The sequence below is a fragment of the Curtobacterium sp. MCLR17_036 genome (genome assembly GCF_003234445.2).
Taxonomy (GTDB): domain Bacteria; phylum Actinomycetota; class Actinomycetes; order Actinomycetales; family Microbacteriaceae; genus Curtobacterium.
This window is the reverse complement of record NZ_CP126269.1, coordinates 2,264,556-2,282,488: the sequence shown is the minus strand read 5'-3', so window position 1 is coordinate 2,282,488 and position 17,933 is coordinate 2,264,556. Positions and strand designations below refer to the sequence as shown.

Here is a 17,933-nt window from a genome sequence, read left to right as displayed (position 1 = left end):
ATACGACTTGGCGTGCACGTGTGGGCCGTCCGGCGCCGACTCCTTCCGTTAGCCTGATCGCTGTGCGCGACGACCGACCACTGCACCGGCGGTGGCGGCTGATCGCCCTCGTCGCGCTCGGCGGCGCGATCGGCACCGGTGCGCGGGCAGCGCTCGCCGAGGCGTTCCCGGCGCACGACGGCACCAGCTGGACGATCCTGGCGATCAACGTCGTCGGGGCCTTCTGCCTCGGACTCCTGCTCGAGCGACTCGCCCACCTCGGCCCCGACACCGGCCGGCGACGGCTGGTCCGCCTGTTCGTCGGCACCGGGGTGCTCGGCGGCTTCACCACGTACAGCACCCTCGCCGACGACACCGCGCAGCTGCTCGTCGCCGGTCGCTGGGGAGCCGGCAGCGGCTACGCCCTGCTCTCGGTGCTCCTCGGACTCGTCGCCGTCGCGGCCGGCACCTGGATCGCGAGCCGGGCGCGGTGACGGCCCTCGGACTCCTGCTCGTCGCGGTGGGCGGCGGCGTCGGCGCCGCCCTGCGCTTCGTGCTCGACGGCGTCGTCAAGGCGCGGGTGACCGGGTTCCCGCTCGGCACCCTCGTCATCAACGTCTCCGGATCGCTCGTGCTCGGCGTGCTCACCGGCCTCGGACAGGCCGGGACCATCCCGCTCCCGGCGGTCGCCGTGCTCGGGACGGGCATGATGGGCGGGTACACGACGTTCTCGACGGCGAGTGTCGAGACCGTCCAGCTCCTCCGATCCGGCAGACCCCGGCTCGCCGTCCTGAACGGCCTCGGCATGCTCGTCGTCTCGGTCGGCGCGGCTGCGCTCGGCCTCTGGCTCGGAAGGAACACATGACCTCGGAACGCCCCGGCGAACTCGTCCTCGTCCGTCACGGTGAGACGGAGTGGTCGAAGAGCGGCCAGCACACCGGCCGCACCGACATCCCGCTCACCGACGCCGGCATCCAGCAAGCCGAACGCGCCGGCCGGTACCTCGCCGACCGCACGTTCGCGACGGCCCTGTCCAGCCCGCTGCAGCGCGCCCGCGACACCGCCCGCCTCATCGGCGTCGACCCCGAGCTCGACGAGGACCTGTACGAGTGGGACTACGGCGCCTACGAGGGCCTGACCACCCCGCAGATCAAGGTGCTCCGGCACGGCCCGTGGGACCTCTGGACCGACGGCGTCCCGGCCGGTGACACCCCGGGGGAGACCGCTGCCGAGGTCCGCGTCCGCGTCGAGCGCGTCCTCGACCGGGTCCGGCCGGTGCTCGCCGAGGGCGACGACGCCGTCGTCGTCGCGCACGGCCACGTGCTGCGCGCGCTCGGCGCCGCGTGGATCCGCCTCGCCCCGCAGGACGGCGCCGTGCTCGCACTGTCGACCGCGTCGGTGAGCGTCCTCGGCTACGAGCACGGCCGGCCCGTCATCGACGCCTGGAACATCCAGCCGCGCGACTGAAGCGGCGGCGCGCGCTTGGTACCGGGCGCGCGCTGGCCACGTGGTCCTTGTGGTCGGCCGGGAGGCGCGGGGCGGCTCCGTCCCGCGCCTCCCGCCCCCGGCGGGCCCGGGTCCGCACCCGCTGCTCCCGTCGTCGACGTCGCGTCGCGTCGCGGCGCTTCGCGGTTGGGAGCGATGCGGTACGGATCGTCTGGCTCCGCGGAGGTCGTCCGACCACGCGCGAACAGTCCGACCATGCGGGGATCGTCCGACCACGCGCAGTCGTTCCCATCGCCTGGGGGATGGGAAGCGGAAACGCGCGTGGCGAGGCGGAACGAACGGCATCCGACGCGCGGAACAGCCTGCCGTGCGCGGAACGGCCTCCGACGCGCGAGACGACCTGCCACGCGCAGTCGTTCCCATCGCGCGGGGGATGGGAAGCGGGAACGCGCGTGGTGGGGCGGAACGAACGGCCTCCGACGCGCGGAAGAGCCTGCCGTGCGCGGAACAGCCTTCTGTGCGCGGAACGCCCTGCCATGCGCAGTCGTTCCCATCGCGCGGGAGATGGGAAGCGGAAACGCGCGTGGTGGGGCGGAACGAACGGCCTCCTACGCGCGGAAGAGCTCCCGACGCGCGGAACGACCACCTGCGCGCAGAACAGCACCCCGCGCCCCGGCCCACCCCGGCGCCCACCCCGGCGCCCGCGCTCACACCGTACGGATCGCGCTCGTGGCGCCGAGGGCCCGGCCGCGGCGCCGCTCGATCGCCCGGCCGACGACGAGCAGCGCGACGCTCACCACGGCGCCGAGGGTGGTCTGTGCGACGCGGTCGAGCGCGAGGAGCTCGGGGGCCTCGGGCAGGCTCAGCCACGACACGGCGAGGGCGAGCGGGGTCAGGAAGAGCAGGCACACGGCGTAGTTGCGGGCGACGAAGATCTCTGCGAAGAACTGGCCGACCACCGCGATGACGACCACCCACCAGGCCGACGGTTCGAGCAGCAGGATGCCGACGGCGATCACGGTGCCGCCGATCGTCCCGATGAAGCGCTGGAACGCCCGGAGCACGGTGTGGCGCTGCCGGATCGCGGGCAGCGTCGACACGACCGCGATCACGGCCCAGTACGGGTGCCCGAGCCACGGGATCGTCGACGCCACCGCCCCGGCGGCGAGCGCGCCGACGAGGTTGAGCAGGACGGTCTCCCAGAGCGCCGGGGTGCCGAGGACCGCGAAGGAACGGTGCTTGCGGTCGGCGAGCGGCCGGAACCGGTGCGGGGCGTGCGGGTGCAGGAGCCGACGGAGCACGGCGCCGGACATCGCGACGAGCCACGCCCACGCCACGGAGCAGACGATGATCGTCGTGACGAGCGGGAGGTCGGCGGGCTGCGCCGGCACCAGGGCGGACACCAGGAAGGCGAACGTCGGGAAGATCGGCTGTGCCGGGATGGCCCGGAGCGTCGAGAGCGTGCACACGGCGAAGACGAGCACCGCGACGAGGCCGAGGGCCTGCAGCCAGAGCGGCGCGCCGAGGAGCCCGACGCCGACGCCTGCGAACATGCACAGCGCCTGCATGCCGCCGGCGACCCCGGTCGTGACGGCGCGCTGCCGGTAGGGCTCGGTCGCGCCGAAGATCGCGGTGAACCCGGCGAACACCCCGAAGGCCGCGTACTGCGGCAGACCCAGGGCGATGAGCAGGGCGAGCGGGGCGCCGCCGGCGATCGCGGCGCGTGCTGCGCCCTCGAGGTTGGTCGTCCGGGTCGAGTGCGCAGGTGTGGTCATGTCGCGACCATCCTCCCACCGCGACGGGTGTCGGGGAGTCGAGCCGGGCCTCCAGACCGTCCACCGGCCCGGGGCGCACGTTGGTATACCAAGCTGGTAGGCTGCCACCGCAGCGTCGCGTCAGCGGCGCCCGACGACACGAGAACGAGGGAGGCCGAGCCGATGGGAAAGACGCTCGCCGAGAAGGTCTGGGACGACCACGTCGTGGTCAAGGGCGAGGACGGGAAGCCGGATCTCCTCTACATCGACCTCCACCTCGTGCACGAGGTCACGAGTCCGCAGGCGTTCGACGGCCTGCGGCAGGCCGGCCGGCCCGTCCGTCGCCTCGACCTGACGATCGCGACCGAGGACCACAACACCCCGACGCTCGCCATCGACCGCCCGATCGCGGACCCGACGAGCCGGACGCAGATCGAGACCCTCCGCCGCAACTGCGAGGAGTTCGGCGTCCGTCTGCACTCGCTCGGCGACAAGGAGCAGGGCATCGTCCACGTGGTCGGCCCGCAGCTCGGCCTCACGATGCCCGGGATCACCGTGGTCTGCGGCGACTCGCACACGAGCACCCACGGGGCCTTCGGCGCCATGGCGTTCGGCATCGGCACCTCCGAGGTCGAGCACGTCCTGGCCACCCAGACCCTGCCGCTGAAGCCCTTCAAGACGATGGCGATCACGGTCGAGGGCACGCTGCGCCCGGGCGTGACCGCGAAGGACATCATCCTGGCGGTCATCGCGAAGATCGGCACCGGCGGCGGGCAGGGGTACGTGCTCGAGTACCGCGGCTCGGCGATCCGCGCGCTCTCGATGGAGGGCCGCATGACGATCTGCAACATGTCGATCGAGGCCGGCGCCCGCGCCGGCATGGTCGCCCCCGACCAGACCACCTACGACTACGTGCAGGGCCGCGACCACGCACCGACCGGCCAGGACTGGGACGACGCCGTCGCGTACTGGGACACCCTGGCGACCGACGACGACGCCGTGTTCGACGCCGAGGTCTTCATCGACGCCGACGAGCTCGAGCCCTTCGTCACCTGGGGCACGAACCCGGGCCAGGGCGTCTCGCTGTCCGAGAGCGTGCCGTCGCCCGCCGACTTCGAGGACCCGAACGACCAGGCCGCCGCGAAGCGTGCGCTGGAGTACATGGACATCGCGGCCGGCACCCCGATGAAGGACATCGCCGTCGACGCGGTCTTCATGGGGTCGTGCACGAACTCGCGCATCGAGGACCTGCGGGCCTTCGCGTCGATCATCCAGGGGCGCACCAAGGCCGACGGCGTCCGCGTGATGGTCGTGCCGGGCTCCGCGCGGGTCCGGCTCGAGGCCGAGGCCGAGGGGCTCGACAAGGTGTTCACCGACTTCGGTGCCGAGTGGCGCTTCGCCGGGTGCTCGATGTGCCTCGGCATGAACCCGGACCAGCTGGCACCGGGGGAGCGCTGCGCGAGCACCTCGAACCGCAACTTCGAGGGGCGCCAGGGCAAGGGGGGCCGCACCCACCTGGTGTCGCCGCTCGTCGCCGCCGCCACCGCGGTGCGCGGCACGCTGTCGAGCCCGTGGGACCTGGAGACCGACGACGAGATCGCGGCGGCGACGTCCGCCACCGCCACCGAGGGGACCTTCTGATGGACAAGATCACCACCGTCACCGGTATCGCCGCCCCGCTCAAGCGGTCGAACGTCGACACCGACCAGATCATCCCCGCGGTCTACCTCAAGCGCGTCACGAAGACCGGCTTCGAGGACGCCCTGTTCTCCGGCTGGCGGCAGGACCCCACGTTCGTGCTGAACCAGGCTCCGTACGACAACGCGAAGGTCCTGGTCGCCGGCCCGGACTTCGGCACCGGATCGAGTCGCGAGCACGCCGTCTGGGCGCTCCGCGACTTCGGGTTCCGGGTCGTCGTCTCGCCCCGGTTCGCCGACATCTTCAAGGGCAACGCGGGCAAGCAGGGACTGGTCACCGCGATCGTGACCGAACCGGAAGTCGAGCGGCTCTGGGCCGAGATCGAGCGGAACCCCGGGGTGTCGGCGACCGTGGACCTGGTGGAGCAGCGCGTGTCGCTCGGGGATGTGGACGTCCCCTTCGAGATCGACGCCTACACTCGTTGGCGGTTGATGGAAGGGCTCGACGACATCGGGCTCACCCTCCGTGACGAGACCTCGATCACGGAGTTCGAATCCCGCCGCTCCAGTTGGCGGCCGAAGACATTGCCGGTGAAGTAGTGAACTCTCTCGTACAGGACGCAGCGGCCGCAGGGGCGCGCGTCGGCCTCAAGTCGGACGAGATCGTCATCCGCGGGGGCAAGCCGCTCGTGGGGCGCATCGAGGTGCGCGGGGCGAAGAACCTCGCGACCAAGGCGATGGTGGCGTCGCTGCTCGGCGACACCCCGTCGATCCTCAAGGACGTGCCGGACATCTCCGACGTCAAGGTGGTCCGCGGGCTGCTCGAGGTGCACGGCGTGCGCATCACCGACCCCGCCCGCGGCGAGCTCATCCTCGACCCGTCGAACGTCGAGTCGGCCCACTTCGCCGAGATCGACGCACACGCCGGGTCGAGCCGCATCCCGATCCTGTTCTGCGGTCCGCTGCTGCACAAGCTCGGCGAGGCGTTCATCCCCGACCTCGGCGGCTGCCGCATCGGCGACCGTCCGATCGACTTCCACCTCGACGCCCTGCGCGCCATGGGCGCCGTCGTCGACAAGCAGCTCAACGGCATCCACCTGACGGCCCCGGACGGCCTCAAGGGCGCCTACATCGAGCTGCCGTACCCGAGCGTCGGGGCGACCGAGCAGGTCCTGCTCTCCGCGACCCTGGCCTCCGGTGTCACGGAGCTGCGGAACGCCGCGATCGAGCCCGAGATCATGGACCTCATCGCGATCCTGCAGAAGATGGGTGCGATCGTCTCGGTCGAGCCGAACCGCGTCATCTTCATCGAGGGCGTCGAGTCGCTCCGCGGCTACACGCACCGCGCGATCAACGACCGCAACGAGGCCGCCAGCTGGGCCTCCGCCGCGCTCGCCACCGACGGCGACATCTTCGTCGAGGGCGCGAAGCAGCAGGAGCTCATGACGTTCCTCAACGTCTTCCGCAAGGTCGGCGGCGGCTTCGACATCCAAGAGGACGGCATCCGCTTCTACCGCGAGCGCGACGTCCTGCAGCCCGTCGTCATCGAGACCGACGTGCACCCCGGCTTCATGACCGACTGGCAGCAGCCGCTCGTCGTGGCGCTCACGCAGGCCGAGGGCCAGAGCATCGTGCACGAGACCGTCTACGAGAACCGCTTTGGCTTCACCGACGCGCTCAACGAGATGGGTGCCGACATCGTCGTGCACAAGGAGGGCCTGCCCGGCCACGACCGTCGCGTCGCCCGTCGCCCCTTCGAGCAGGCCGCGGTCATCACCGGCCCGACGAAGCTGCACGCCGCGAACGTCCGTGTGCCGGACCTGCGCGGTGGCTTCAGCCACCTCATCGCGGCGCTCACCGCCGACGGCGAGTCCCACATCACCAACGTCGGCATCATCAGCCGCGGCTACGAGCACTTCATCCCGAAGCTGCGGAAGCTCGGCGCCGACTTCGACTTCGCCGGCTGAGCGCGGTGTCGGCTCCGCAGACGGGTGACGGATCGGCGCGCCCGGACGGCCGGGAGGCCCGTAGTGCGTCCGCCCTGCCCGTCGCGACCGGCGTGCCGGTGCGTGGACGGCGCTGGAAGCGCGGGGAGCTCAACCCCGCGTTCCGCACCGTGGCGTCGATCGTCATCCCGACGTTCCGGTTCTCGTCGAACTACCACTGGGTCGGCCCGAACCGCCTGCCGGCGGACGGGGCGTTCGTGCTCGCGCCGAACCACTTCACCAACATCGACCCGCTCGTCGTCGGTACCGCCGTCTACCTGAGCCGTCGGGCCCCGCGGTTCCTGGCGAAGGCGTCCCTGTTCAAGGTGCCCGTCTTCGGCAGGCTCATGTCCGGCATGGGGCAGATCCCGGTCGAGCGCTCCGGGCGCACCCGGCTGAGCGACCCGCTCGGTGGCGGTCGATCGCTCATCGAGCAGGGCGGCGCGATCATCGTCTACCCGGAGGGCACGCTGACGCGTGACCCCGACCTGTGGCCGATGCGGGGCAAGACCGGAGCCGTCCGCATCGCGCTCGAGAACGACGTGCCGCTCATCCCGATGGCTCACTGGGGCACGCAGGGCATCATGGCGCGGTACTCGAAGAAGCTCCGGCTGTTCCCGCGCTCGCGCGTCGACGTCATCGTCGGCGACCCGGTGGACCTGTCGGCGTACCGGGGGCGTCCGGTCGACCAGCAGACGCTCATCGAGGCCACCGAGGTGCTCATGCAGCGCATCACCGAGCTGCTCGAGCAGCTGCGCGGCGAACGGGCACCCGCGACCCGCTGGGACCCGGCGGCGAACAACCAGAAGGAGACCGGGAAGTTTGAGTGACCAGGGACCGGGCCTCCGCCCGCACGAGGACCGTCCGGACCCAGTGGCCGCTGCGCCGGGAGCGATCGACACCGCCGCGATCCGGGTGGTGATGCAGTCGACCGACAAGCCGCGGGTGGCGGTCATCGGTGCCGGCAGCTGGGGGACCACGTTCGCGAAGGTGCTCGCCGAGGGCGGGGCCTCCACCGTGGTGTGGGCACGTCGCCCCGAGGTCGCCCGCGAGATCACCGAGACGAAGCGCAACTCCGACTACCTGCCCGGCATCAACCTGCCGCGCACGCTCACCGCGTCGACGTCGCTCGAGCAGGTGCTCGACGGCGCCTCGCAGGTCTACGTCTCGGTGCCGTCGCAGACCCTCCGCTCGAACCTCGACGCGATCCGCGGGCTGCTGCCGGCCGACGTGCCCGTGGTCAGCCTGATGAAGGGCGTCGAGAAGGGCACCGGCCTGCGGATGAGCGAGGTCCTGCTCGAGGGGCTCGGCATCGACCGCGACCGCATCGCCGTGGCGAGCGGACCGAACCTGGCGCTCGAGATCGCCCGCCGGCAGCCGACCGCTGCCGTCGTGTCGTCGTCGTCCGCGGACACCGCGAGCGCGGTCGCGGCGGTGGCGACGAACCCGTACTTTCGGTCGTTCATCAACACCGACGTCATCGGCACCGAGTTCGGCGGCGTGCTGAAGAACCTCATCGCCGTCGCGATCGGCATCGTCGACGGTGTCGGGTACGGCGAGAACACGAAGGCGTCGATCATCACGCGCGGTCTCGCCGAGATGACCGACTTCGCCGTGTCGCTCGGCGCCCAGCCCTCGACCCTGTCCGGGCTCGCCGGCCTCGGCGACCTCATCGCCACGTGCCAGTCGCCGCTGTCGCGCAACAACACCGCCGGGCGACTGCTCGGGCAGGGGTACCGCTTCGACGAGGTCGTCCGGCAGATGAACCAGACGGCCGAGGGACTGGCGTCGGTCGCCCCGATCCTCGAGCTCGCGTCCGCGAACGGCGTCGACATGCCCATCGTGAGCCAGGTCGCCGAGGTGCTCGCCGGTAGGCTCGATCCGCGCAACATCGCGCCGCACCTCACCGAGACCGACGAACCCCAGGGCGAGTGACCGGTCCGCACCCGAGCCACGGAGGGACAGTCGTGCCAACGATCCCCGAGGAAGTCCTCATGCCCACGACCACCGTCGCCGTGCTGTTCGGCGGCCGCTCCAGCGAGCACGAGATCAGCTGCGTGACGGCCGGCGGGATCATGGACGTCGTCGACCGCACGGCGTACGAGGTCGTCCCGATCGGCATCACGAAGGACGGCGCGTTCACGCTGCAGTCCGACGACCCGACCCAGTGGACGATCCGGGACGGCGCCCTGCCGACCGTGCCGGACAACGGCACGCGCGTGGCGTTCCCGACCTCGCCGGCGACCAACGAACTCGTCGTGTCGCACCCCGACGGGTCCGTCGCGACCGTCGCCGTCGACGTGGTCTTCCCGATCCTGCACGGCCCGTTCGGCGAGGACGGCACGATCCAGGGCCTGCTCGAGATCGCCGGCCTGCCGTACGTCGGCGACGGCGTGCTCGCGAGCGCGCTGGCGATGGACAAGCACGCGGCGAAGGCCGTGCTCGAGCACGCCGGACTCCGCGTCGCGCCGTGGACAACCGTCCTGCGCCGCGAGTGGGCCGCCGAGCCCCTCGGAGTCGCCGAGACCGTCGCGGCACACGGCTGGCCGCTCTTCGTGAAGCCCGCCCGTGCCGGTTCGAGCATGGGGGTCTCGCGGGTCGACGGCCCGGACGAGCTCGCCGCGGCGATGGAGCTGGCGTTCGAGCACGACTCCAAGGTGATCGTCGAACCCCGCGTCGTCGGGCGCGAGGTCGAGGTCGCCGTGCTCGAGGGCCGCGACGGTGTGCCGCGGACGAGCCTGCCCGGCGAGATCGTCGTCGACGAGTCCGGCTTCTACGACTTCGAGTCGAAGTACCTGGGCGGCGACGAGTCGCTGCTGTGCCCGGCACCGCTCACCGAAGACGAGACCGACGCCATTCGGTCGATCGGTGCGCGTGCGTTCGAGGCGATCGGCGGCTCCGGACTCGCGCGGGTGGACTGCTTCCTCACCGACGACGGCTTCGTGGTCAACGAGGTGAACACGATGCCGGGCTTCACCCCGCTGTCGATGTACCCACGGTGCTGGGAGGCATCGGGCGTGTCCTACGCCGAGCTCGTCACCGAGCTCCTCGAGCTGGGTCGGGCCGCCGTCCGCTGAGTCGGTCGGGCGGCCGTCCGCTGAGTCGGTCGGCCCGCCTCAGCCGTCCACGTCGGACGGGTCGAGGCACCGGTGCCCGTCCGTCGGCAGGGTCGACACGGCCGTGCCGACGTCCTGCAGCACCTGGGTGCCGGCGGTCTTCGCGGTGTCCACCACGACCTGCACCGCGGGGGAGCGGCCGAAGGTCGTGTAGACGATCTGCGCGCCGCGGTCGTCGCGGATCCAGTCCACCGAGCCGAGCGAGAAGCACGGCAGGTCGGACACCGTCGGGGCAGCGACCCCGCAGTGCCAGAGCGCCGCGGTGGGGTCGCCCCAGGCCGCGGTCGACTGCGCGTTCGTGTTCCGCAGCGGGAGCGTGCCGTCGACCGTGGTCGGCAGCCGCACCTGTGCCGACGCGCACGCCGCCGCGTTCGCCGAGGGCGCCGCGGTCATCCCGACCGTGTTCGTGCACCCTGCGAGCCCGGCGGCGAGGGCGACCACGGCCCCCACGATCGCGAGGGTGCGAGGGGTGCGGCGCGCGGTGTCCATCGCCGTCCAGGCTACCGTTCTCGTGTGGACGCGACGTACGACGCCTGGGCCGGACCGACCGTGGGGCAGGTGGGCGAACTCGCCGTGCTCGAGGCGGTCACGCGACGGCTGCCTGCCGGCTCCCCGCTCGTCGGACCCGGCGACGACTGCGCCGTGGTCGCCGCCCCGGACGGCCGGTTCGTCGTCACGACCGACATGATGGTGCACGGCCCGGACTTCCGGTGGGCGTGGTCCTCGCCCGCCGACGTCGGCTGGAAGGCCGCGGCGACGAACCTGTCCGACGTCGCCGCGATGGGGGCCGTGCCGAGCGGGCTCGTGGTGGCGCTGGCCGCCCCGCAGGAGACCCCCGTGGCGGTGCTCGAGGCGTTCGCGGAGGGGGTGCGCGCCGGGGTCGAGGCCCTGGCACCGGGCTGCGGGGTCGTCGGCGGCGACCTGTCCACCTCGGCGACCTTCACGGTCACGGTGACGGCCTTCGGTGACCTCAGCGGCGGTGCAGCGGTGCTGCGTTCCGGCGCCAGCGTCGGTGACGTGCTGGCCGTCTCCGGCGCGCTCGGACCGGCCGCGCGCGGGTTGTCGCGCCTGTTCCGCGACGGCGTGGACGCCGACGGGGAGCCCTCGCGCTCGGCCGTCGTGGCGAGCGGGGCGGACACCGACCCCGACGTCGCGCGGCAGCGTCGGCCGGTGCCCCCGATCGCGGACGGACCCCTGGCCGCCACGGCCGGGGCGACCGCGATGCTCGACTTGTCGGACGGCCTGGCGATCGACGCCGGGCGGCTGGCCCGCGCGAGCCGGGTGACGCTCGAGCTCGACGACGACGAGGCACTCGACGCGGCCGCGCTGCACGGCGGCGAGGACCACGGCCTGCTCGCGACGTTCCCGCCCGGTGCGGTGCTGCCCGGCGGCTTCCGCCGGGTCGGCGTCGTGCGGGAACGCGGCGAGCACGACCTGGTGCGCGGCGGATCCGCGGTGCCGACGACCGGCTGGGACCCCTACGCCGACTGGGACGGTGCTTCCGGCTGAGCTGTTGCGGCCGGCGCGCTGGTGCCCGCGCCTTGGGAACGGGCGCGTGTGACCGTGTGTGCGACAGGGTCGACGTCGTGCGACAGCGATGTCGTCGCGCAGCCCCGCACGAGCGCCGGGCAGGGGAGTCCGGGGCAGGCGCGGTGCTTCCCGCGACATGATCGACGTCGTGCGACAGCAGTGTTGTCGCGCAGTCCCCTCACGAGCGCCGGGCGGGTGAAGCCGGAGGGTCGCGGCGCCTCCTGCGACATGGTCGATGTCGTGCGACAGCGGTGTTGTCGCGCAGACCGCGCGCGCATCGGGCAGGGCGGGCGCACCGCCGTCCGGCGATGTGGTCGACGTCGTGCGACAGCGACGTCGTCGCACGAGCTCGTCTCCAGCCCGCCGGCCCCAGCCCCTACCAGTGCCGCCCTCGCGGCCCCGCGCTCAGGACGAGGGGACCACGGCCTCCCACGCCAGGGTCTCGCCGTAGCTGCGCTTGCTGAACGGCTCGAGGCCGGCCGGCCACGTCGGCTCGGGGGAGCGCTTGCTGCGCTCGACCACGACCACCGCGTCGGCGGTGAGCCGCGGGGCGAGGGTCTCGAGCACCTCGGCCAGCTCGTGCTCCGTGACGTCGTAGGGCGGGTCGATGAACACGAGATCGAACGTTCGCACGGTACCGCGCAGGTAGCCGAGCACGGGCTGCGGCTGCACGTCGATCCGGACGCCGGGCACTCGCTGCTGCACCGCGCGCGCGTTCGCCCGGCACGCCTGCGCCGCCGCCGAGGCCCGGTCCACGAGCACGACCTCGGCCGCGCCGCGCGATGCCGCCTCGAGCCCGAGGGCACCGGTGCCCGCGTAGAGGTCGGCGACGGAGGTGCCCTGCACCAGCCCGCGGGACTCGAGCGAGGAGAACAGGGCCTCGCGCACGCGGTCGCTCGTCGGCCGGGTGCCGGACTTCGGCACCCGGAGCGTCGTGGAGCCGGCGGCACCGGCGATGATGCGGGTCATGCAGCCACCGTAGCGGCCCGACCGGACCGTCCGAGCGTTCTCCACAGGCCGGCCTGGAGGCGCGTGGCCGTCGGTCCTGCCGGGTACCGTTGACGCCGTGGTCACCTCCGCAACCCCCGCCGTGCCGCCCGCGGCCGACCTCGGTCCGGCGCCCCTCGACGCACGGCTCGCGAGCGTCCTCGGCGGCCGGACGGCGAGCGCGATCGAGAAGGCGTTCGGCTACCGCACCGTCGGCGAGTTCCTCGAGCACGCCCCGCGGCGGTACGCCGAGCGCGGGGCGCTGACCGCGCTCGACTCCCTGGCCATCGGCGAACCGGTCACCATCGTCGCCGAGGTCGTCGACGTCCGCGAACGCACGATGCGTGCCCGGCGCGGGTCGATCCTCGAAGCGAAGATCGGCGACGGCAAGGGGCTGCTCACCCTCACGTTCTTCAACCAGGGCTGGCGCACGAAGGACCTCGTGCCCGGGGCCCGCGGCATCTTCGCGGGCAAGGTCAGCGACTACCGCGGTGCCCGGCAGCTCGCGCACCCCGACTACGAGCTCTTCGACCCGGACGACCCGCGCGCCACCGCCGAGCCCGGCTCGGACGAAGCCATCCGGTGGTCGCGGCAGCCGATCCCGATCTACCCGGCGACCGCGTCCCTGTCGTCGTGGCAGATCGCGAAGTCCATCGCGATCGTGCTCGACACCCTGCCGGACCTGCCCGACCCCGTACCGGCCGCAGCACGCGGGCGGCTCGACCTCGTGCCGTTCCGTCGCGCGCTCGAGCTCCTGCACCGCCCCGAGAAGGTCGCCGACTTCAAGCGGGCGCAGGACGCCCTGCGCTACCGCGAGGCGTTCGTGCTGCAGACCGCACTGGTGCAGCGCCGGATCCGATCACGGCGCACCGCCGCCGCCGCGCGGGTGGCATCCCCCGGGGGCATCCTCGAGCGGTTCGACGCGACCCTGCCGTTCGAGCTGACCGTCGACCAACGCGCCGTGGGCGCCGAGGTCGACCAGGACCTCGCCCGCACCTGGCCGATGCACCGGCTCGTGCAGGGCGAGGTCGGTTCCGGCAAGACGCTCGTGGCCATCCGGGCCATGCTCACGGTCGCCGAGTCCGGCGGCCAGTCCGCGCTCATCGCCCCGACCGAGGTCCTGGCTGCACAGCACCTCCGCTCCATCGTGAAGTTCCTCGGACCAGACCTGGCAGCCGAGCTCCGCCCGGTGATCCTGACCGGCTCGCAGTCCACCGACGAACGTCGTCGGGCGCTGCTCGCCGCGGCGTCCGGCAGTTCCCGGCTCGTCGTCGGCACGCACGCGCTGCTCGGCGACCGCGTCGACTTCGCCGAGCTCGGGCTCGTCGTCGTCGACGAGCAGCACCGGTTCGGTGTCGAGCAGCGTGAGGCCCTGCGCACCAAGGGCGCGACGCCGCCGCACGTCCTCGTCCTCACCGCGACGCCGATCCCGCGCACCGTCGCGATGACCGTGTTCGGCGACCTCGACGTCTCGACGATCACCGGGCTGCCGTCCGGCCGTGCCGGGGTCGAGACCTTCACGGTGCCGCTCGCCGAGCACCCCGGCTGGGAGTCCCGGATCTGGTCGCGGATGGCCGAGGAGCTCGACAAGGGCCGCCAGGCGTTCGTGGTCTGCCCCGCGATCGACGACGCCCACACCGAGGACGACGGCGAGCCCGCGCCGACCGACGGCGCGGCGGAGCCCGATGCGCCGAAGCGTGCGCCGGCGACCGTGCTCGCGACGGCCGAGCGGATGCGGACGATGCCCGTGCTCGAGGGGCGGCGCATCGCGGTGCTGCACGGCCGGATGACCGCGGATGAGAAGGACCGCGTGATGACGTCGTTCGCGGCCGGCGACCTCGACGTCCTCGTCGCGACGACCGTGATCGAGGTCGGCGTCGACGTCCCGAACGCGGCCATGATGGCGGTGCTCGACGCCGACCGCTTCGGGGTGTCGCAGCTGCACCAGCTCCGCGGACGCATCGGCCGCGGGCAGTGGGCCGGGGTGTGCCTGCTCGTCACCACCGCCGAACTCGAGACCACGTCGCGCGAGCGGGTGGACGCCGTGTCGGCCTCGGACGACGGCTTCGAGCTCGCCCGGGTGGACCTCGAGCTCCGCCGCGAGGGGGACGTGCTCGGCGAACGGCAGTCCGGTGGGCGGTCGTCACTGAACCTGCTGCGTGTCGTCGAGCACGCCGACCTCATCGTCGACGCCCGCGGCGAGGCCGAATGGGTGCTCGAGCGCGACCCCGACCTGCAGGGCAGTCCCGCGCTGCGCGAGGCCCTGGCCCGACGGCTCGACGAGTCCGACGCGGCGTTCCTCGGCAAGAACTGACCGGGACCCGTCGGCACGCCGCGGACCGGTATCGTCGCTCGCATGGCGCAGATCGCGGTGGTCCCCGGTTCCTTCGACCCCGTCACCCTCGGGCACCTCGACGTGATCGGCCGTGCGGCCGGGCTGTTCGACGAGGTGCACGTCCTCGTGGTGCACAACCCCGAAAAGAAGCCGGCGATGTTCGAGGCCGCCGACCGCGTGCGGCTCATCCGCGAGTCGCTCGTCGAGGTCGGCGCTCCCGAGACGGTGACGGTGGGCGAGTGGACCGCCGGGCTCCTCGTCGACTACTGCCGGCAGGTCGGAGCGACGGTGCTGGTCAAGGGCGTGCGCTCCGGCGAGGACGTCGCGTACGAGACCCCGATGGCGATCATGAACCGCCACCTCGCCGACGTCGAGACGGTCTTCCTGCTGCCGGAGGCCTCGCGCGCCCACGTGTCGAGCTCCCTCATCCGGCAGGTGTCGTCACTCGGTGGCGACGTCACGCCGTACGTGCCCCGGGTCGTCGCTGCGGCACTCGCCGCCCGCTGACCGGCACGCTGCACGGACCCCGGAACCGGACGCGGGCGCACGACCGGTCCCGGACACGCCCCGCGCTGCCTCGACTCCCGGTCCCGATCGCGCTAGGATCGTCGATCGTGTCTTCCCACGTGAACAGCCCCTACGCCCTCCGGGTGCGCGACCTCGCGCACCGTCCGGGCGAGATGCGCGAGCACACGCTCGACGTCACGGTGCCGGACGCGATGGGCGCCGGCGTGATCGCCGTCCGCGAGGGTGCCGAGCTGCGCATCGACCTCCGTCTCGAGGGCCTGCACGAGGGCGTCCTGGTCTCCGGCCACGCCTCGGCGGACGCCACGGGGGAGTGCTCGCGCTGCCTCATCGACATCAGCGAGCCGGTCGAGGTCGATTTCGCCGAGCTGTTCGCGTACGATGTCTCGGAGGATTTCGACTTCTTCGTTCGCGATGACCACGTGGACACCGAACAGGTCGTTCGAGATGCGGTGGTGCTGGCGCTGCCGTTCCAGCCGGTCTGTCGTCCGGACTGCCCAGGACTCGACCCGGAGACGGGTGAACGCCTGGCAGACCTCGGTGAACAGCCCGCCCGACCGGCACTGGATCCCCGCTGGGCAGCGCTGAGCGCGGTCCAGCTGGACAACGACACCCCCAACGCTGACACGACCACCGAGGGTCAGGAGCGGGCCGAGGCCGAGTAGGCCCCGCGACCGCCAGCCCCCGTACCGACCACCGACCAACCGAAAGAGATCAACCATGGCCGTTCCCAAGCGCAAGCAGTCCCGTGCGAACACGCACGCCCGTCGTTCGCAGTGGAAGGCCACGCCGATCCAGCTCGTGAAGACCGTCGAGAACGGCCAGGTCACGTACAGCCTCCCGCACCGCGCGAAGGTCGTCGAGGACTCGGCCGGCACCCCCCTGTACATGGAGTACAAGGGCCGCAAGGTCGCCGACGTCTGATCGGACCGAACGCATGACGACGACGTCCGGCACCGCGGGGTCCCGCCCCGTGGGGCCGGACGTCGTCCGTCTGCAGGGCATCCTCGGGGTCGACATCGACCTCGAGCTGCTCCAGCTCGCCCTGACACACCGCTCCTACGCGTACGAGCACGGCGGGATCAAGCACAACGAGCGCCTCGAGTTCCTCGGCGACTCCATCCTCGGCCAGGCCGTGACCGTGAAGCTCTACCGGTCCTTCCCCGACCTGGACGAAGGCGACCTGGCGAAGCGCCGGGCGAGCCTGGTGTCCACTGTCGCCCTCGCCGAGATCGCCCGGATGATCGGCCTCGGTGCCTACCTCCGGCTCGGCAAGGGCGAGGAGCAGACCGGTGGCCGCGACAAGTCGTCGATCCTGGCGGACACGGTCGAGGCCGTCATCGGCGCCACCTACCTGTCCTCCGGCGCGGACCCGGCGACCGAGCTCGTGCTGCGGCTGGTCGAACCGCTCATGATCGACCCCGACCGCTTCGGCGCCGCGATGGACCCGAAGACGAGCCTGCAGGAGCTCGCGTCGAGCCTGTCGCTCGGCAACCCGGCGTACCGCGTCACCGAGACCGGCCCGGACCACGACAAGACCTTCAGCGCCACCGTCGTCCTGCAGGGCGAGGACGTCGCCGCCGGCACCGGTTCGAGCAAGAAGGCCGCCGAGATGGCCGCCGCGCTCGACGCGTGGACCCGGCTCTCCGGCCGAGCGGCCTGACCGCGTGCCCGAACTCCCCGAGGTCGAGGTCGTCCGCGCCGGCCTCGAACCCGCCGTCAGCGGCGCGCGCGTGCTGCACGTGGACGTCGTCGACGACCGCGCGCTCACCCGCCACGACGGCCCGGCCGAGGACTTCGCCGACCGGCTGACCGGCCGCACCATCGCCGCCGCCGTCCGCCGGGGCAAGTTCCTCTGGATGCCGCTGCTGCCCGAGCACGAGGGGGACCGCCCCGAGGCGCTCGTCGCCCACCTCGGCATGAGCGGGCAGATCCTGCTCGGCCGCGGGCGCGAGGCCGCGCGGCACCGCCGGATCCTCATCGACGTGCAGCCGTCCGGCACCGGTCGCGACGGTGCCGAGGAGCCGCCGGTCGAGCTCGAGTTCGTCGACCAGCGGACGTTCGGGTCGATGGCGATCGACACGATGGTCCCGACGGTCGATGGCGCACCGGCCGGGTCCGCCGGGCACGTCGACGACGCCGAGCCGGACGCCCCGTGGCGCCGGTGGGTGCCCGGCCAGGTCTCGCACATCGCGCGGGACCCGCTCGACCCCGCCTTCGACGACGACCGGTTCACCGCGATGGCCCGCAAGCGTTCGAGCGGGATCAAGCGCGTGCTGCTCGACCAGGGCGTCGTCAGCGGCATCGGCAACATCTACGCGGACGAGTCCCTCTGGGCCGCGAAGCTGCACTACGACCGACCCGCCGACCGCCTGACCCGCGGCGACCTGCGCCTGCTGCTCGACGAGGTGCGGCTCGTGCTCCGACGCGCGCTCGAGGACGGCGGCACGAGCTTCGACGCGCAGTACGTCAACGTGAACGGGCAGTCCGGGTACTTCTCGCAGCGGCTGAACGTCTACGGGCAGCAGGGCAAGCCCTGCCCGCGGTGCGGGACGACGATCGTGCGCGAGGCCTTCATGAACCGGTCGAGCCACATCTGCCCCGTGTGCCAACCGCGCTCGCGTCGGCGCACGCGTTAG

General features: G+C 72.4%; 19 protein-coding genes. 16 read left to right on the top strand and 3 right to left on the bottom strand.

The window, feature by feature from the left end; genetic code table 11:
- Positions 1-62 precede the first annotated feature (62 nt).
- Genes DEI99_RS10685 through DEI99_RS10675 form a run of 3 tightly spaced genes read left to right on the top strand, consistent with a single transcriptional unit; the run spans position 63 to position 1,446 of the window.
- Positions 63-473, top strand: a complete 411-nt coding sequence (locus tag DEI99_RS10685) for a fluoride efflux transporter FluC (RefSeq protein WP_111042483.1) — start codon at positions 63-65, stop codon at positions 471-473.
- Positions 470-844 carry a fluoride efflux transporter CrcB gene (crcB, locus tag DEI99_RS10680; protein WP_071253866.1) on the top strand — a complete coding sequence of 125 codons (375 nt, stop codon included), beginning with the start codon at positions 470-472 and terminating at the stop codon, positions 842-844. The genes DEI99_RS10685 and crcB overlap by 4 nt, the downstream gene beginning before the upstream one ends.
- Complete coding sequence (locus tag DEI99_RS10675) at positions 841-1,446, top strand: histidine phosphatase family protein (RefSeq protein WP_071253864.1); 606 nt, start codon at positions 841-843, stop codon at positions 1,444-1,446. Before crcB ends, DEI99_RS10675 begins: the two co-directional genes overlap by 4 nt.
- Before the next feature lie 686 nt (positions 1,447-2,132).
- Here DEI99_RS10675 and DEI99_RS10670 read toward each other — a convergent pair.
- On the bottom strand, positions 2,133-3,200 hold the full coding sequence (locus tag DEI99_RS10670; RefSeq protein ID WP_111041949.1) for an FUSC family protein: 1,068 nt from the start codon (positions 3,198-3,200) through the stop codon (positions 2,133-2,135).
- Positions 3,201-3,362: 162 nt separating this feature from the next.
- On the opposite strand from DEI99_RS10670, the gene leuC reads away from it, so the two are divergent.
- From leuC to DEI99_RS10640, 6 genes are all read left to right on the top strand, one after another.
- Entirely contained in the window at positions 3,363-4,820 is a 1,458-nt protein-coding gene (gene leuC, locus DEI99_RS10665) for a 3-isopropylmalate dehydratase large subunit (RefSeq protein WP_111041950.1), read from the top strand.
- Positions 4,820-5,416, top strand: a complete 597-nt coding sequence (gene leuD, locus DEI99_RS10660) for a 3-isopropylmalate dehydratase small subunit (RefSeq protein WP_111041951.1) — start codon at positions 4,820-4,822, stop codon at positions 5,414-5,416. Before leuC ends, leuD begins: the two co-directional genes overlap by 1 nt.
- On the top strand, positions 5,416-6,783 hold the full coding sequence (gene murA, locus DEI99_RS10655) for a UDP-N-acetylglucosamine 1-carboxyvinyltransferase (protein ID WP_111041952.1): 1,368 nt from the start codon (positions 5,416-5,418) through the stop codon (positions 6,781-6,783). The genes leuD and murA overlap by 1 nt, the downstream gene beginning before the upstream one ends.
- A 98-nt stretch (positions 6,784-6,881) precedes the next feature.
- Positions 6,882-7,631, top strand: coding sequence for a lysophospholipid acyltransferase family protein (locus tag DEI99_RS10650; protein ID WP_258369430.1), 750 nt, complete (start codon positions 6,882-6,884; stop codon positions 7,629-7,631).
- Positions 7,632-7,722: 91 nt separating this feature from the next.
- Positions 7,723-8,736 carry an NAD(P)H-dependent glycerol-3-phosphate dehydrogenase gene (locus DEI99_RS10645; protein WP_111041978.1) on the top strand — a complete coding sequence of 338 codons (1,014 nt, stop codon included), beginning with the start codon at positions 7,723-7,725 and terminating at the stop codon, positions 8,734-8,736.
- A gap of 59 nt (positions 8,737-8,795) precedes the next feature.
- The gene (locus DEI99_RS10640) at positions 8,796-9,878 is read left to right on the top strand and encodes a D-alanine--D-alanine ligase family protein (RefSeq protein WP_111041953.1); all 1,083 of its coding nucleotides are present in this window, start codon (positions 8,796-8,798) and stop codon (positions 9,876-9,878) included.
- 39 nt (positions 9,879-9,917) lie between these two features.
- Here the strand turns inward: DEI99_RS10640 and DEI99_RS10635 are convergent, their stop codons facing one another.
- Entirely contained in the window at positions 9,918-10,406 is a 489-nt protein-coding gene (locus DEI99_RS10635; RefSeq protein ID WP_111041954.1) for a DUF3515 family protein, read from the bottom strand.
- A 24-nt stretch (positions 10,407-10,430) separates the two neighbouring features.
- On the opposite strand from DEI99_RS10635, the gene thiL reads away from it, so the two are divergent.
- Entirely contained in the window at positions 10,431-11,426 is a 996-nt protein-coding gene (gene thiL / locus DEI99_RS10630; protein WP_111041955.1) for a thiamine-phosphate kinase, read from the top strand.
- A 426-nt stretch (positions 11,427-11,852) separates the two neighbouring features.
- Here thiL and DEI99_RS10625 read toward each other — a convergent pair whose 3' ends face one another.
- Positions 11,853-12,416, bottom strand: a complete 564-nt coding sequence (locus DEI99_RS10625) for an RsmD family RNA methyltransferase (RefSeq protein WP_111041979.1) — start codon at positions 12,414-12,416, stop codon at positions 11,853-11,855.
- Between the two features lie 97 nt (positions 12,417-12,513).
- Here DEI99_RS10625 and DEI99_RS10620 point away from each other — a divergent pair, with 97 nt between their 5' ends.
- The 6 genes from DEI99_RS10620 to mutM all read left to right on the top strand — a co-directional run bounded on the left by DEI99_RS10620 (position 12,514) and on the right by mutM (position 17,933).
- Positions 12,514-14,748, top strand: coding sequence for an ATP-dependent DNA helicase RecG (locus tag DEI99_RS10620; protein ID WP_502867000.1), 2,235 nt, complete (start codon positions 12,514-12,516; stop codon positions 14,746-14,748).
- Positions 14,749-14,790: 42 nt separating this feature from the next.
- On the top strand, positions 14,791-15,276 hold the full coding sequence (gene coaD, locus DEI99_RS10615) for a pantetheine-phosphate adenylyltransferase (protein ID WP_111041956.1): 486 nt from the start codon (positions 14,791-14,793) through the stop codon (positions 15,274-15,276).
- Between the two features lie 119 nt (positions 15,277-15,395).
- Positions 15,396-15,959 carry a YceD family protein gene (locus DEI99_RS10610; RefSeq protein ID WP_111041957.1) on the top strand — a complete coding sequence of 188 codons (564 nt, stop codon included), beginning with the start codon at positions 15,396-15,398 and terminating at the stop codon, positions 15,957-15,959.
- A 55-nt stretch (positions 15,960-16,014) separates the two neighbouring features.
- On the top strand, positions 16,015-16,218 hold the full coding sequence (gene rpmF / locus DEI99_RS10605) for a 50S ribosomal protein L32 (RefSeq protein ID WP_071253846.1): 204 nt from the start codon (positions 16,015-16,017) through the stop codon (positions 16,216-16,218).
- Between the two features lie 13 nt (positions 16,219-16,231).
- Positions 16,232-16,957 (top strand): ribonuclease III, encoded by a 726-nt coding sequence (rnc, locus tag DEI99_RS10600; RefSeq protein ID WP_258369431.1) that lies wholly within the window; start codon positions 16,232-16,234, stop codon positions 16,955-16,957.
- Positions 16,958-16,961: 4 nt separating this feature from the next.
- Positions 16,962-17,933 carry a bifunctional DNA-formamidopyrimidine glycosylase/DNA-(apurinic or apyrimidinic site) lyase gene (mutM, locus tag DEI99_RS10595; protein WP_111041958.1) on the top strand — a complete coding sequence of 324 codons (972 nt, stop codon included), beginning with the start codon at positions 16,962-16,964 and terminating at the stop codon, positions 17,931-17,933.